We start from the raw sequence: 15,224 nt of genomic DNA, 5'->3' as shown, positions 1-15,224 counted from the left end.
GGGAACTGTCTATTTCCTTTGCCACTTTCCTCGATAGATCGGCAGGCCGAGCCGCCGCTTCTTGCGTTCGTAACTCGTCTGGTAATCCATGTCATCCTCCGGAGCACGTTCTTCCGGCGGGGGGAGCGTGACAAATTCCGGATGATGATCCATCAGTCCGGAGATCACGCCAAAGTACTCTTCCACATCGGTCCACGAGTGGAGAAGTCCCTGATGACGGATCAGGCCTGCTGCCAGATCCACAAACTGATCATTGAAGACCCGGCGGCCGCGATGTTTCCGCTTCCACCAGGGGTCGGGGAAATAAACGTGAATCGCTTCGACCGAATGAGGCGTGATGAACTTCTTGAACGCGTAGAAGACGTCTCCCCCGAGAACGCGAACGTTGGGGGCCTGCAGCTTCTGCAGGCGGCGGGCACCGCGCCGACCCTCTTTGTAATCGAGTTCGATCCCGAGATAGTTGATATTCGGATTGGCAGCTGAGGCATGAAAGAGGAACAGTCCCCGACCGCACCCGACGTCAATTTCGACCGGATTGTCGTTCCCGAAGAAGGTTGCCCAGTCCAGTTTTCCTCCGAACGACTCATCAATGTCGTTCATGGTCATGAAGTACGGTTTCAAATCGACCGGTGGCGGGGACGATTTCGGGATCGATGACATGCGAAACGATTCAATCAGCTGTGAACAATCGGGTGGGCAGATGCAGGCATCTGGCTACAGCCTGAAAGTATACCGACTCCCGTCTCGTTCAGCATGTCCGCCCGCATGCGCAAAAATCCGAGAATATCCGCCCGACCACCCGGGGTAGAGAGGAACCACGGAAGAGACGGAATTCACGGAATGTTGCGGCCTTCTCGCAATGCGCCTCTCCGCTCGCAGAGGAGCTGAACGCGGACCTCTCTTCAGTGAGGCCCACCGCTTACGCCCGTCATCGAACTTTTCCGTGAGTTCCGTGCTTTCCGTGGTTGAATCATCTTCTCGCCGAGTCGCCCAAACAGCAGTCCCTATCGAATCGGAGCGTCAGTAATCCCCAAAAACGAAAAAGCGGCGTCGAATCCGTCCGACGCCGCTTTCTCAGTTTTTTTCGCTTCCGTGCGAATCACTTCAAAGTGAACTACTTCTGCACCACCGACAGGACGGGGGCATTGGCTTGCAGATCCGAAGCGGAACCGCGGGTCGCTTTCCAGCCGCCGGCCACCTTGATCGTGGGGGCTGCTTCGCTGGAGGTCACCGGAGCTTCGTGAGCCGTCGGAGCGGGATTTGCTTCGTTGTTCTTCTGGAAGGTCGGGTAGCGGATCGGCATTTCTTCGCTGGGAGCGGACTGCTGCCGGATCGTTCCCTTGTCGTTTCCAGCCGTGGTGCTGCCGGCGCTGTTGGCAGCGGTCGGGACCGGATCAAAGTTGGCTGAAGCGGTGGTGTTCAGGTCGCCGGAGTAGACCATCCGGGTGCGGGTTCCGACAGCCACTTTCTGAGTGGTGGTGACTGGGACCATCGCGGTCACGGTCTGGTCTTCGTAAACCATCCGCTGAACCGGAACTTTCTGGGTCGTGGTCACCGGGACCAGCTTGGAAACGTTGTAGGTCACCTGGCGGGTCGTCGGGATCTGCACGGTTCGAGAGACCGGAACCTGCTGAGCAACCACATTGGGCACGAATTCACGACGAGCGACGTAGTTCGGGGTGAAGGCATTCCGCATCTGGTATCCCATGCGGTTCATCTGTCCGAGCAATCCTGGTCGAGGATCGTAGGTGCATGGTGAATACTTGGGAACCTGCTGCCAGTTGGTCTGCCAGTAGCTCTGGTTGCTGGTCACGGTCTGCATTTCGGTGACCTGCTGAGCGACGGTGGTCGGAACTTCGACGGTCCGGGCTTCATTGACAGTCTGATAGGTGGTGACCGGCTTGTCTTCCATAACAGTCACCACTTTGGCGACCTTCTGAACCTGCTGAACCGGCTGATACTCGACGCGGGCGACGTCCTGATAGACGGTCTCGGTGACCGGCTTCATGCAGGGGCAGTCGCTGACAGCAGCGGTCTGCATCATGACCGGGGCGGCGACCATCTGCTGCATCGGAGGAGCAGCACAGGTACCGCAGGGGTTGATCCAGGGGAAGAGCTGGGCTTCGGCGGAGCCAGCCAGGCCGCAGGTCGTGGCCAGCAGAGTGATCCCGGTCCAGGCGTGGGTGCGAATTCCAAACATCTGAGGTTTCCTGATTTTTATTGGGAGGAGGATGAGAGGCGTTTTTGAAAGGTTGATCCGTTGCTGAGAGAGGAGATTGATTCAGCCGCGGCAGTGCGTGGGCGGGATTTTTAGGAGAATCCAAAAAAAGGGTCAAGATGAAGGGGGGCATCTGCCGACACGGTTTGCACTTCTTACAAGGAATCGTTGAGGGGACAGGGGACAGGGGACAGCTGTCTGGTTCGATACCTCAGGCACTCGACTCTCTGCTCTGGACTCCCTGCTCATCCCATTGATCCCCGCGGGGGATTCTCCGAGAATACAGCTGTTCCCTGATCGTTTCCTGCAGGAGGTTCCTTCAATGGCTGCTCAACACGCACCCCGGTTTCTCGAGATTGTCAACGATTCCCGGTCCCGGGTTCGCGAATGCACGGTCCAGGATGTCGATGCCCGTCTGAAGAGCGGAGAACGTTTCGAACTGGTGGACGTACGGGAAGAGAGTGAGTACGCCAAAGGTCACCTCCCGGGAGCCCGGCACCTGGGTAAAGGGGTGATCGAGCGGGACATTGAAGCGAAAATCCCGGATCCCACCACGCCCATTGTGCTGTACTGTGGAGGGGGCTATCGGTCCGCTTTGGCTGCCGACGCCATTCAGAAAATGGGTTACCAGAACGTGATCTCGATGGACGGCGGATGGCGTGGCTGGACTGAGGCTGGGTTGCCCACCGAAACCCCTTCCCGCTGAGACGCAATGTCAATAGTGCAAAGCCACTCTTGAGAGAACGGCCCGTCATCTTGACAGTTCAGAAACGCGCTCCTAAAACCACGTGCAGCGCTGCAACCGGGATGATTTTTTCATTGGCTGCAACGAACTGTGCAAACTCTGGCGGTGTCAACTCCGATGGAAGGTGCAACGGGAAGCAGGCTGTCGCATTCGTCTAGTCAAAGTCGTCCCGGCTCATTCCTGAAGAAACCGAACTTCGACCAGTCTACACTCCACTTCGTTCATCAGCGGTCTTAAAGGAAAAAAGCAGATGACACACGTTGTTGCCGAACCCTGTTTCAACTGTAAATACACTGACTGTGTTGTGGTCTGCCCGGTGGAATGCTTCTACGAAGGAGAAGCGATCCTCTACATTCATCCGGACGAATGTATCGACTGCGAAGCCTGCGTCCCGGAATGCCCGGTGGCAGCGATCTTCCACGAAGACAATCTGCCGGAAGAATGGGCTCCCTACAAAGAGCTGAACGCCGAAATGGCCCCCCAGTGTCCGGTCATCACCGAACGCCGCGAGCCCCTGGGTGAGAATCCTCCCCCCAAATAAGGGTGGTGAGCCACAGCCCGCCTGGCGGCAGTGTTTCGGCCAGTGTTCCAGCGGGGAACCGGACGCCGGCAGGTGGACAAATTTTGTGAGCCCGTCCTGAAATCCGGACGCTTTTCACATGTCGAAATGATCCAGAAGTCCAATTTCAACCACTTTCTCGCCATGAATCTGCGTGCGGGAAGGTGGTTTTTTCATGCGCTCGATTTTCTCTTCATGCCGCCAATTCTGCCGTCAAAGGATCGGCTCCGTGAGATTTTCACGGCTGGAATTGACAGGATGATCGTAAACGAGAATGCTTCGATCTACGAAAACCTTAAGGGATCAACGGACGATGCCAATTCATTCCACTGCGATTATCGATTCGCAGGCTCAGATCGACCCCAGCGCCACGATTGGCCCCTATGTCGTCATCGAAGGTGCCGTCACGGTGGGGGCCGGTTGCCATCTCGCAGCGGGTGTCATTCTCTATGGTCCGCTTTCGATCGGAGCTGGAACACGGGTTCATTCCCATGCTGTGCTGGGGGACTTGCCTCAGGACCGTGCGTTCAAAGGGGATGATTCATCGGTTGAGATCGGTCAGGACTGCATCATTCGCGAAGGAGTGACCATCCATCGGGGCTCGACCCCCGGATCGGTCACGAAAGTCGGTGATCGGTGCATGATCATGACCAATGCCCACATTGGACATAATTGCTGCCTGGAAGATGAAGTGATCATGATCAGCGGTTCGCTGCTGGGCGGGTATGTTCACGTCGGCCGTCGGGCGGTGATCTCCGGCAATGCCGCTGTGCATCAGTTTGTCCGCATCGGCGAAGCGAGCATGATCAGCGGTCTGGGAAAGATCGTTCAAGACATTCCGCCATTCTTCATGACGGACAACGAAGGAGCGATGGTCGGGGTCAACCGCGTCGGCCTGATCCGTGGCGGATTCTCCTCGAAAGAGCGAGACGAGATCAAAGCGGCCTACAAGATCATCTACCGGTCCGGGCTCGACCGGGCGGAGATCAAGCAGGCGCTGGAAGAACTCGTGACCACGGAAGCAGGTAAACGCCTGATCCACTTCATGAATGCCGAATCCCGTCGAGGACTGGCAGCCGCCGCCTACTCTCAGCTTTCCAAGACGGCAGTTCGCCCCGGCGCTGGAGCTGAAGAGAAGTCTGTCGACGGCTGAAGTTGACCACCGAGGATCTGTTCGGGAGGGAAAACACCCGCCCAGCTTCGGGATTGAACTTGGATCGCGGCGCTACGTCCCGGGAGGACTGGCGTCAGGACGACCAGTGTCAGAGCCCGAGGCCGGCGGAACTTGATCCGACTTCGAGAACCGCAGCTGCTTTTCTTCGCCGCGCCAGAGTCTCACGATGTTAGTGCGGTGCCGCAGCACGATGAGCAGGGGAACTGCGATGCTGAAGATCCCCAGGCTGCGGGATTGAGGAAGCCAGAGTTCCGGACCCGCGATGACAATCTGTGCGATGGCGAAGACCAGCGATGCGACCATGGAAGACAATGAGACGATTCGAGAGATTGCGAACGTCACTGCGAACGCCAGAAAGGCGCATCCCATGGCGCCCGGTGCCAGCACGGTGACGACCCCCAGCGCCGTTGCGACCCCTTTGCCTCCTCGAAATCCCAGCCAGGGGGGAAACATGTGTCCCAGGATCGCAGCGATGCCGCACATCACGCTGACATTGATCTGCGAATGCGGTGGGATCTGAAAAAGCATTGGCAGCAGCCAGACGGGGAGAGCCCCTTTCGCAGCGTCCAGGAGGAGCGCGAGGATTCCCCACTTCGCCCCCATCGTGCGGGCGACATTGGTCGCTCCGACATTCCCGCTGCCGTGCTGCCGCAGGTCGATTCCCCCCACGATACGACCGATCAACAGGCTGAATGGAATGGATCCAATCAGCCAGGAGGTCACGACGCTGAGGAATTGCCCCATCCAGGGTGTCATTGATTACTGCTCATTCGTAATGGGAATTGCAGCAATCTACAGGAACGATGTGCGAGATGACAGCGTCCGGCGGGCAGGGGAATTCACTCCCCTGAAGAGTCGTGTCAGGGGCGAACGCTCCCTGCCCGCCATGTTTCTCAGGTGATCGGGACCGCCTGAATCGCTGAATTGCAGGCGGTTGAGGATCTTCGCAATGTGAAAATCCATCTGATCGCCTGCAAAGTGTGAGCTGTCGTGTCGAACCCGGTCAGGTGTCCGGCTGAACCTGAGTCCCGTTGAACCAGACATTGCATGACGTCGGTTCGACATCAAGATGGTTCAGTGACGCTTCAATGCCGCACGTTGACAGAAGTGGTGCGTACTGAACCGAGACGTTCAGTTTTTCGGCTTCCACTGAGAATCTCATGACATCGATTCTGAAACTCTCGGAAACTGATCGGAAATGAAATGACCTGAGCGTCGTCTTCGTAGAAACTTCTCTGATCCGGTTCGCAGAGAATGATCGACGGAAAACTTCGGGCCAGTGAGAGAGCCTGTGACTCGCCGTGGTCAATGCCCCGGCAGTTGATGAACAAAGGCTGGCTTCCATTCTGACTGAAGCGGAATGGAGTCGCTTCAATGCCGGCTGACGCCAGCAAGGCGGGAGCCGGGTCGAATCCCAGGGACAGATTCACATAACCCAGCGGGCTCGTGGATTCGATCTGAGGGGTCTGAACAGATGCCGCGTGTCCGTATGTCGGAACGCTGTCGTTCAGTTCGTCGTGAAGATAAGCAAACAGTTCATCCAGCTCATCTGGCAGATACTGGTTGAGCAGAGGAGGCGGTGCCGGGAGTTCGTCCCATGGCTGCCAGTTGTTGACTGCGAGCCTGCCGATAAAGATGGCCACCTGCAGGTCGCGGATCTTGTTCTGATCCCGGGGGGCAAGCTGTGAGAGTTCTTCTTCCGAATCCTGTGAGTGTGCGATCAGGAATGTCAGCCGCTCAGGAAAATTCCAGTTTGCAAAGACGTGCGCGAGTGCCTGAGCGTGTCGCATCGGAAAGACGGTTCTTTCGAGATCTTCCAGACTCTCGAACTCTGAATCCCCGTTCCGAAGGCCTGCTTCATATTCCTCTGCGAACAAGGTTCCGAGGACGACGTGTCCCAGGGGAGCCATCATTGCTGCCAGTCGGAAGAGTTCGTGTTCTTCGGGATCTTCGTCGAGGCTCTCAACCCAGTCTGCAGCGACCGCAGCGGCCTGACTTCTCTTCTGCAGAGTGGCGAAATCGATCCACGGAAACGCCATGGGCATGACGTTGCCCAGAGTCTGAGCCGCCAGGGCGATCTCTGCCACCCTGCGTTGACCCAGCCGTGTGACGGCCGAGCGGAGTTGCAGCTTCGTGGAGGATGTCCGCGCTGCATAAGGAGCGGCATGTGCCACGCGGAGAACTTCAGCAGCCAGTCCAGCGTCACGCTGAATCAGTGCGGCGACTCCTTCTGCGCTCAGGGAACCGGAGTAGCAGTACTGCACCACATCGGCAGCCACGGAGGAGATGGGCAGGAAGCGATCAATCGACTTCAATCGGTCTTCGAAGTCGAGGCGATCTTCAAGTTCGGTGTAGTGTGCGTGACTGACTCCCCTGCGAAGCCCCCCTCGTTGTTGAGAGATGGAGACCGACCCATAGTCTGTCGCGGGCTTCTCAAACAGACCTTTCATGCGGAAGCCGACTCGCTGGTAGTCAAGGGGATGGTAGAGGAGTTCGTCAGCTCGCTCCTGCCATTGTTCGATGACAAGGGGATCCCCTTCCAGGATCAGCGGCCTGACAATCACAAGGATGGATTTCACCGCCAGTGCCAGAATGGTCTTCTGGATTTCCGGTTCCTGCGTCAGCGGAGTTCTCAGGTCGAGAATGACGAGGTCAAACTCACCAGCCTCCATCAGGGAAGTGGCCTGGAACTGGTCCGTTGCCACGTCCGTGAGAAATCCTTGTTCCCCAAGCGCATGCTTCAGTGGCAGATGTCTGCTCGGCGCAACATCGATAATCAGTGCTCGACGAAGGTGGAGAGGCATGGTGCGATCCGTGGGAATGAAAAGGTCCGTCCTTGTGAAGTCACCGAAACACGAAGCCGCTTCAGGTGACGATCTGAAATCCATTTCAAACAGCTGAGCAGTCCCGGCTCCCCAATCGCGGGGAAGCGGTCATGCGAGCGATATTTCCTGGAGCTGTGAATGATTTCATGATTCATGCCTCACTGGTGTTTCTCAATCTTCGCCAGGGCATTTGCCTCGTCGCGGGACCTGCTGCACTCCGTGTCGCGAGCGCTGGAACATCAAGTGCAGGGAACACGCAGATATACGCAAACATACTGCAGTCGGCATAGGTGTATATCGCGGCATGAGTGACAAACAGTTGGCACACTGACACTCAACTTTCCTTAAGAAATCGAAAATCCGGGCGTTTGAAAAACACCGACGGTGCAAGGCTGTGCAGCGGGACGATGCGGAGTGATCGTTGCAATCGTTCAAATCGAGAATCGCCCGGCAAGATATTGATTCTCAGGCATTCAGCCGCTGGGGCCGCGATGCTCCGGGAGTGTGAATTTCCGTTGAATGACGCAGCAGGTGCTCAGTCGCTGGGGAGCGCGAACTTGAACTCTGTCAGTTCTGCAGAGGTGATCAGTTCAGCTTTGACGCGAATCCGTGATCGATGCAGAGATGACCATCCCGAGACCTCCCAGCCTTCGTCCCCGAGTACGAAGCGATATGGGCTGAGAAGTGTGCTCTCCTGTCGGTCATGTGTGAAGCTGATGCGAACCTTGCTCCGTTCCAGATAGCCCTGAAACAGCACCTGAATCAGCGGCCAGGGGACCTGTTGCGAGGGCGACTCGCGTTCGTCCTTCAGGAACTCCATGGCCGCTTCGAAGGCTTCCAGTTCTTTGGATTCCCCGAGCTGCTGCGCGAAGGCGACTTCCAGAAAGGCGACTGCCCGCTTCATTTCAGAGTTCAGTTGCGAGGTCAGAAGTGCTGCTGCCACACTCAGGACGTCGGACTTGACCGGCGCTGAGGGGATTTTGCTCTGCCGCATCATCCGGTACTTCTTCGTGTGCTCGTTGAATTCAACTTGCACGCCGCAACTCTGCATCGTTTTCAGGTCTCGAAAGACCGTCCTGCGACTGACTCCCAGAACCTCGGCCAGCTCGCCGGCGTTGCGTTGCAGGCCGTTGTCGAGGAGCTGCACCAAGTTCAGCAGCCGGGTGAGTCGGGGATACTCACCCTGATCAGCTGAGTCTTGCTGGGAATGGCTGTCAAACATTGATTGCTGCGGCAGGAGAAGCTTTCTGGGAGTCTGGTTCCGAATAAGTCGCACAGGAAAAGTTCATCTGCCAGAAATAAATTCGAATTTTCTGTCGCAGCAAAACCAGACAGATTAACCACTTCTGACGAAATTATGTGCTTACGCAGATTGCGCAAACCGCGTGTTTTTACTGCATTTTGTGTCGACGATTGGTGGAATAGATCGAGGGTGATGTGTTTCGCGAAACTCTGTGGCGCTTGGATGGATTATGAGGCGGCCAAAAGCGCAGAGGTGTCCAGTTGATACAACCGTCGACCGTTCACTCCGTGTGGTGAGTCGATGTCGACGCTCGGCCCGTCGTTACCGGCGAGGGTGTGTGGTGTCGCAGAGCCGCTCTCCAGAGATCACTGGGGGCCGCCACCTCAAGACACTCATCCTGCCGTCTGACGGACATGTGCTCCGCAGGGACTCCATCTGCGTTCCCGGATGAAGTCTGTTATTCTCCGAGCACGCCGTTTCACTGAGTCCTCACCCAAGGAGCGTTCTCATGAAAGAAGTCCTCGAGTTCCTGCTGGAGAAATTCAATGAGAACTGGATCAAGATCGTCGTGGCTGCCGGGTTCACGCTGATCGGATGGTTCCTCGGGCACCGACGAGCGAAACGGGACTGGACGAGACGCGAATTCTTCGACCGCATCAACGTGTCCTTGAACTCGATTCGAGATGGCCGTCTCCGGATTCGGACGCTGCTCGAGAAGCGGTGTGAAGATGTTTTCCTCAACACTGCTGCCGCTCGGGTGGTTACCGAGGCAGCTCAGCGAACGACTGCTCAGGATCCACTCCTCAAGTTGCCGCAGGGAGAAGACTGGTACTATCTGAATTCTGTTCTCAACGAAATTGCAGAGCGGTTTGCGACGGGAGTGATGAAGCAGGACCTGGGAGGGGTCGTTCAATGCCGTGAATACGTGCTGTGCCTGACCTGCGAGGCGGCCGGCAACCTCAAACAGAAGAAGATTCGGAGCATGCTGATTCGCAAGGATCTGATTGAGAACCTCCCCCAGGAGCCGCCTGAGTTTGAAAGTCCGCATCACTCCACGCGCTGGCAGACCCTGCAACAGCTGGCAGCGTCCTATGCAAAAACCCCGGAACGATTCATGACGATGGAAATCTGCCTGTGATTGACGTGCAGCCTGGTGAGTTCGGTTTCACGCGTCGAGAGTGAGAGGGTTCCGTCCCTGGAGACTGCGGGTTACACTCTGTTTTAAGGACCGTTCATCAGGATTGACCAAACAATCAGGACTGGATCGATGCTGCGCCATGGAACCTTGGTGTTATTCACACTTGTTGCGGTGTCGATCGGACATTCACTTTCCGCTCAGGAGGTCTGGAGTCGTTTTCGCGGTCCCAATGGTGAAGGGATCAGCCAGCTTCAGGGAGTCCCCACCAGCTGGTCCGAATCGGACTACGAATGGGTCGTGAAACTCCCCGGCAAAGGTCACTCCTCGCCTGTGATCTGGAAAGACACCCTGTTTCTGACGTCGGGCGAAGATGATGGGACCCGACTGCTCCTGTGCCTGGACGCGATCACCGGAGAGACTCGCTGGACGAAGTCCACTCATCTCGATCCGAACAAGCTGCATGCCAAGAACAGCTACGGATCCGGCACTCCCGTGACAGACGGCGAACGGGTCTACGTCGCTCAGGCTGATGCCGAGCACTACATTGTCGCTGCGTACGACATGCAGGGGAACGAAGTCTGGAAGCGGGATTTCGGCCCCTTCGTGGCAGAGCACGGATACGGGGGCTCGCCGGTGATCTATGGCGAACTGCTCATCGTCCCGAACGATCAGAATGGTCCCAGCAGTATCGAAGCACTGGATCTGAAAACGGGGGAGACCCGCTGGAGTTCCCCCCGGAAAGTAAAAACCGCTTCCTATGCAACTCCCATGGTTTTGAACCTGGACGGAAAAGATCAGTTGATTGTCCTGAGCGGAGCCGCTGGCCTTGCAGGGCTCGATCCGAAGACCGGTGAAGAGCTCTGGGCTTCCGGAGCCTTGCCGGAACGGACGGTCGGTTCGCCCATATTCGGAAATGGACTTCTTTTTGGAAGCTGCGGATCCGGCGGGCGCGGTGCCGAAATGGTCATCGTTGATCCATCAAAGCAGGGGGAGCCGGAGAAGCTGGTGCATTCGGTCCGCAAGAAGTTGATGCCGTACGTTCCGACTCCCGTCGTCTTCGGAGATCACCTGTATTTATGGAACGATGATGGAACCGCATGTTGCGTCGATATGCAGGGCGACTTCTCCAAGAACGTCTGGCGGGAACGCATCGGCGGGAACTACAGCGGGTCCCCCGTCGTCATCGCCGGCAAGATCTATTGCATCTCTGAGGATGGACTGGTGAAAGTGATCGACGCCAGCCCGACGTTCCATGAGTATCCGGGAGGGAAACTGGGAGATGCTTCCTATTCGACTCCCGCTGTCGCCAACGGACGCGTTTACTTTCGCGGTTTTCATACCCTCTCTTGCCTGAAAGCGTCGCCGAAGACGGCGGAAGTGCAGACATCGCGCTGATTCAGGGGAGTCGACGTTATGCCCGGCCTGTCCCTTCCCGAAGAACTCCTGCATCTGACTGAACCGCCGCGAACCTGTTCGTATCTGCCGGATCAGACCGCTGCACTGGAATACCGAAGTTATCGCGGCCTGAGTCCGCATCAGCTGGAATCAATGCTGGAGCGAGGCTGGCGACGGTTTGGAATCGACATCTTCCGTCCCGCCTGCGCAGCTTGTACGAAATGCGTTCCGATCCGGGTCAAGGTGCAGGACTTCCACCCGAACAAGAGTCAGCGAAGAACGCTGAAGAAGAATTCGCATATCACCGTCACGCTGCACCCGGCGGGGGTCAGTGAAGATCACGTTCGGCTCTACAACGACTGGCACGTCGACATGACCGAACGCCGTGACTGGAAACCCCAGCGACACACGATGAAAGGCTATGCCCGCAGCTTTCTGGTCGGGGAGTACCCCAGCCTGCACGAACTGCAGTATCGGGACGGCGATGAGCTGGTCGGCGTGGGACTGATCGACTGTCTTCCGCATTCGGTATCGAGCGTTTATTTCTTTCATGCCCCAGCCTGGCGGGATCTTGGGCCGGGGACGTTTTCCCTGCTGTGTGAGATCGAACTTGCCCGGCGTCTGAACCTCGATTTCGTCTATCTGGGATATTGGATCGGAGAATGCCCATCGATGGCTTATAAGAACCGCTTTCATCCGCATCAGGTCCTGCGGAGCCGTCCCGAAGATGAGGAAATCCCGGCTTGGTTGAACGTGGATGAGGAAACCTATAACGTCGCGAATCCTGCGGATCCTGAGTAGCCGATAACAGTCGTGAACTACCCGGGAATATGCGGTGACATCGCACTTTTTGATTTTCGGGGAAGGGAATGCAGTCCGGCCGCTGGCTGCAAGGAGCCTTCCGACCGATTTCACACTCCCTGCAACTGGTATCCCTAACGATTCGACCTGGAGAGTAAAATGGATTTGCTGTCAACGATTGAAGGTTCTCTGCTGGAGAACTTTTTTCCCAAAGGCTGGGATCTGGCGAAGATCGACGCCTGCATTGATGAAAACCCCGCGACGATCACGACTCGTCAGAAGTGGTGGCACAAGAAGTTCACTCCGGTCCCCTGTGCGTCGCTGTCGGATTTCGACACCTTGATGGGGCATGAGATCGCCATGACCATCCGCCGCACCCGCGAAGAAGGTCGCAAGCTGTCGATCATTCTCCCCGTCGGTCCGATGGGAATGTATCGCTGGGCCGTTTACTTCCTGAACGAGTGGCAGGTCAACTGCGATCACGTTTACGGTTTCAACATGGACGAGTGGAGCGATGCCAAGGGGAACACGCTGCCGGGGAACGAACCGGGCGGATTCCAGAACGCCATGCAGGAAGCGTTCTACGGCCCTCTTGGAAAATTGACCGTCCCCAAGAAGCAGCGGAACTTCGCAACCAAAGACAACCTGCCAACCTACGCTGAGAAGATCGCCAACCTGAAGGCGGAAGGTGCCAAGCACGCTGTCGTCTTCGGAATCGGCCGCGTCTGCCATATCGCGTTCTGGGAGCCGCAGTTCGCCGGAGAATACTCCAGCGAGAAAGAGTGGAAGGCCCAGACTCATCGGATCGGTGCCAAACTGCACCCGCTGACGATCGAGCAGAACGCCGTGACCAGCTTCAAGAGCCGCACGACAAAAGTTCCGGCATACGCCAACACTATCGGCCCGGCCCTGTTCCTCAACGCCGACCATATCATCGGCGGCTGCGATGGAACCTTCGGCCGCGGCATGCTGTGGCAGGGATTGAGCCTGTGGATGTCGCTCCGCCATGAGCCGACCTCCTGGATTCCTTCCAGCTACATGTGCACCCAGCCCGGCCGCCTGTTCTTCCTGAACGAGCTCGCCGGTCCACTGGTGGCGGAATGTAATTAGTCGAGAGTCGTGCGACGGAGAGTCCAGAGCAGAGAGCCGGAATGAAAGTTCCGGCTCTTTTTTTGTGGATAGTGGATAGGGGATAAGCTTTGCTTTTTGCGGGATTCTGGCAACCATTTGGGGAGTGAGAGGGTAGACCTGTTGAGCCGGGACGTGATTTGTTGTCAGGGGCCCGGGATGAAGTGGCCGGGAGACAGCTGAATGCGGGCACGATCGCTCTTCCAGATTCTTGGATTCCTCGTCGTTCTGGGAACCGTCTGTCACGCCGACGCTCCTTCGCAAAGTCGGCTGAAAATCGGCGAAGTGGCCCCGAACTGGACGTTCACAGACACCCATTACCTGCCGAGAACTCTTTCCGATTTCGGCAAGAAGCGGGCTTACGTCGTCGTCTTCACCACGCTCCAGTGTCCTGTGGTACGCCGCTCGCTGCCGCTGCTGAAAGCCATGGAAGAGAAGTTTCGCGATCAGGAGGTGCAGTTTCTGGCGCTCAATGTGGGAGTGAGCGATCCGATTGTGGAAGTCGCCTGGCAGGCGCTCAAAGCAGATCTGCCGTTTGCAGTCGGAAAAGATTTTGAAGGGGAAGCTGCTGCCATGCTGGGGGTCTTGAGAACTCCGGAAGTGGTCGTTCTGGACAGCGATTTCCGACTGCGGTATCGCGGGCGCATCGGAACCCAGGTCCGGATCGGGGGGATCAACCCGGGAACTGCACGCGAAGATCTGCAACTCGCAATCGAGGACGTTCTTGCCGGCCGGGAGGTCGCTGTGCCCGAGACACCTGTGGACGGCTGTCAGATTGAATTCGATGGACTCCGCACCCTGCCTGCCAGCGTTCCGGAACAGGTGACCTTCAACGAACACATCGCCCCCTTGTTGGCGAAGCACTGTCAGGATTGCCATCGCCCGGGGACTGCAGCTCCCTTCAGCCTGATCACTTACTCTGACGCGATTTCACATGCCGGGATGATTGCCGAAGTGGTCCGGTCGGGACAGATGCCTCCCCACTTCGCATCCCGCGAGCACGGAAAATTCGAGAACCTGCGGGAAATGTCTCCCCAGGACCGGGCACTGATCATGGCGTGGGCTCAGAAGGGGAAGGTCGAAGGGGATCCCGCGAAACTTCCGCCGCCGCGAGAATTTTCCCAGTTGAAATGGAAAATCGGTGAGCCCGATTTGGTTATTCAGACTCTTGTCGAATCCGAGATCCCCGCGACCGGAGTTCTGCCTTACCGGATTGCTGTCCTTCCCACAATCTTTCTCAAAGATACATGGGTACAGCGGGTCGAAATCCTGCCGAGCAATCTCGAGGTGATGCATCACTGCAATCTCGGCTACGTTCGGCCGGGTGAGAAAGTCAGCACCCAAAACCTCATTTCCGGCTATGTTCCCGGGGGGGAGGCACTCGTGTTGGAGGACGGAGTCGGTCAATGCATCCCAGCCGGTTCGTTGCTGGTGCTTCAAATGCATTACGTTCCGACGGGGGAAGCGACCACGGACCGAACCTCAGTTGGGATCGTCTTTGCCAAAGAGAAGATCCAGAAGCGGCTGCAGCATGCTCCGTGTATTAATCACCACATTGCCATTCCGCCGGGCGATCCGCATTTTCCCTTATCGGCGTCGGAAGAAATCAACTGCAATGCCACAGGAGTCGGAATGTTCACGCACATGCACCTGCGGGGGAAGGACATGGTCTTCGAAGCCATTGATCCCGCCGGCAAGCGGGAAATTCTCCTGGCGATTCCCAATTACGACTTCAACTGGCAGATGTTCTACCGCTGGCCGAAAGGGACAAAGAAGTTCGCCAAAGGAACCCGCATTCAGGCAACCGCTCACTTCGATAACTCCGTGTTCAATCCCTTTAACCCGGATCCGACGGTCACTGTGAAAGAAGGGGACCAGTCGTTCGATGAAATGATGTACGCCTTCCTTTTCTATACGGATGATGATGAACAGCTGAATCTCGACATCGATCCGAAGACCGGCCACGTCAGGAAATAAACCGTGTCCGGGCTCAAGCGA

General features: G+C 57.0%; 13 protein-coding genes. 8 read left to right on the top strand and 5 right to left on the bottom strand.

Annotated elements, in window-relative coordinates; translation table 11 throughout:
• Positions 1-9: 9 nt before the first annotated feature.
• Both trmB and SH661x_RS16970 read right to left on the bottom strand, forming a co-directional pair.
• On the bottom strand, positions 10-660 hold the full coding sequence (gene trmB, locus SH661x_RS16975; protein ID WP_437223879.1) for a tRNA (guanosine(46)-N7)-methyltransferase TrmB: 651 nt from the start codon (positions 658-660) through the stop codon (positions 10-12).
• 454 nt (positions 661-1,114) lie between these two features.
• Positions 1,115-2,200, bottom strand: a complete 1,086-nt coding sequence (locus SH661x_RS16970) for a hypothetical protein (RefSeq protein WP_437223876.1) — start codon at positions 2,198-2,200, stop codon at positions 1,115-1,117.
• 340 nt (positions 2,201-2,540) lie between these two features.
• Between SH661x_RS16970 and SH661x_RS16965 the strand changes: the two genes are divergently transcribed.
• From SH661x_RS16965 to lpxA, 3 genes are all read left to right on the top strand, one after another.
• Positions 2,541-2,924 carry a rhodanese-like domain-containing protein gene (locus SH661x_RS16965; RefSeq protein ID WP_437223874.1) on the top strand — a complete coding sequence of 128 codons (384 nt, stop codon included), beginning with the start codon at positions 2,541-2,543 and terminating at the stop codon, positions 2,922-2,924.
• Between the two features lie 289 nt (positions 2,925-3,213).
• Positions 3,214-3,504, top strand: coding sequence for a 4Fe-4S binding protein (locus SH661x_RS16960; protein ID WP_437223872.1), 291 nt, complete (start codon positions 3,214-3,216; stop codon positions 3,502-3,504).
• 331 nt (positions 3,505-3,835) lie between these two features.
• Positions 3,836-4,675, top strand: coding sequence for an acyl-ACP--UDP-N-acetylglucosamine O-acyltransferase (lpxA, locus tag SH661x_RS16955; protein WP_437223870.1), 840 nt, complete (start codon positions 3,836-3,838; stop codon positions 4,673-4,675).
• Between the two features lie 72 nt (positions 4,676-4,747).
• Here the strand turns inward: lpxA and plsY are convergent, their stop codons facing one another.
• The 3 genes from plsY to SH661x_RS16940 all read right to left on the bottom strand — a co-directional run bounded on the left by plsY (position 4,748) and on the right by SH661x_RS16940 (position 8,743).
• Complete coding sequence (plsY, locus tag SH661x_RS16950) at positions 4,748-5,452, bottom strand: glycerol-3-phosphate 1-O-acyltransferase PlsY (protein ID WP_437223867.1); 705 nt, start codon at positions 5,450-5,452, stop codon at positions 4,748-4,750.
• 329 nt (positions 5,453-5,781) lie between these two features.
• A complete protein-coding gene (locus tag SH661x_RS16945; RefSeq protein WP_437223865.1) occupies positions 5,782-7,401 on the bottom strand; it encodes an HDOD domain-containing protein in 1,620 nt (539 codons plus the stop codon).
• Between the two features lie 655 nt (positions 7,402-8,056).
• Positions 8,057-8,743, bottom strand: a complete 687-nt coding sequence (locus tag SH661x_RS16940) for a helix-turn-helix transcriptional regulator (protein ID WP_437223862.1) — start codon at positions 8,741-8,743, stop codon at positions 8,057-8,059.
• Between the two features lie 529 nt (positions 8,744-9,272).
• On the opposite strand from SH661x_RS16940, the gene SH661x_RS16935 reads away from it, so the two are divergent.
• The 5 genes from SH661x_RS16935 (at position 9,273) to SH661x_RS16915 (ending at position 15,203) form a co-directional block, all read left to right on the top strand.
• Positions 9,273-9,902 (top strand): hypothetical protein, encoded by a 630-nt coding sequence (locus SH661x_RS16935; protein WP_437223860.1) that lies wholly within the window; start codon positions 9,273-9,275, stop codon positions 9,900-9,902.
• Positions 9,903-10,031: 129 nt separating this feature from the next.
• The gene (locus tag SH661x_RS16930) at positions 10,032-11,297 is read left to right on the top strand and encodes an outer membrane protein assembly factor BamB family protein (RefSeq protein ID WP_437223858.1); all 1,266 of its coding nucleotides are present in this window, start codon (positions 10,032-10,034) and stop codon (positions 11,295-11,297) included.
• A gap of 18 nt (positions 11,298-11,315) precedes the next feature.
• Complete coding sequence (locus SH661x_RS16925; RefSeq protein ID WP_437223855.1) at positions 11,316-12,098, top strand: arginyltransferase; 783 nt, start codon at positions 11,316-11,318, stop codon at positions 12,096-12,098.
• 159 nt (positions 12,099-12,257) lie between these two features.
• The gene (locus SH661x_RS16920) at positions 12,258-13,208 is read left to right on the top strand and encodes a 6-phosphogluconolactonase (RefSeq protein WP_437223853.1); all 951 of its coding nucleotides are present in this window, start codon (positions 12,258-12,260) and stop codon (positions 13,206-13,208) included.
• A 201-nt stretch (positions 13,209-13,409) separates the two neighbouring features.
• The gene (locus SH661x_RS16915) at positions 13,410-15,203 is read left to right on the top strand and encodes a redoxin family protein (RefSeq protein WP_437223850.1); all 1,794 of its coding nucleotides are present in this window, start codon (positions 13,410-13,412) and stop codon (positions 15,201-15,203) included.
• Positions 15,204-15,224: the final 21 nt, after the last annotated feature.

This window comes from Planctomicrobium stercoris (assembly GCF_051465655.1).
Lineage (GTDB): Bacteria > Planctomycetota > Planctomycetia > Planctomycetales > Planctomycetaceae > Planctomicrobium.
The sequence above is the reverse complement of the archived record's forward strand: the minus strand, read 5'-3'. Positions and strand labels throughout refer to the sequence as shown.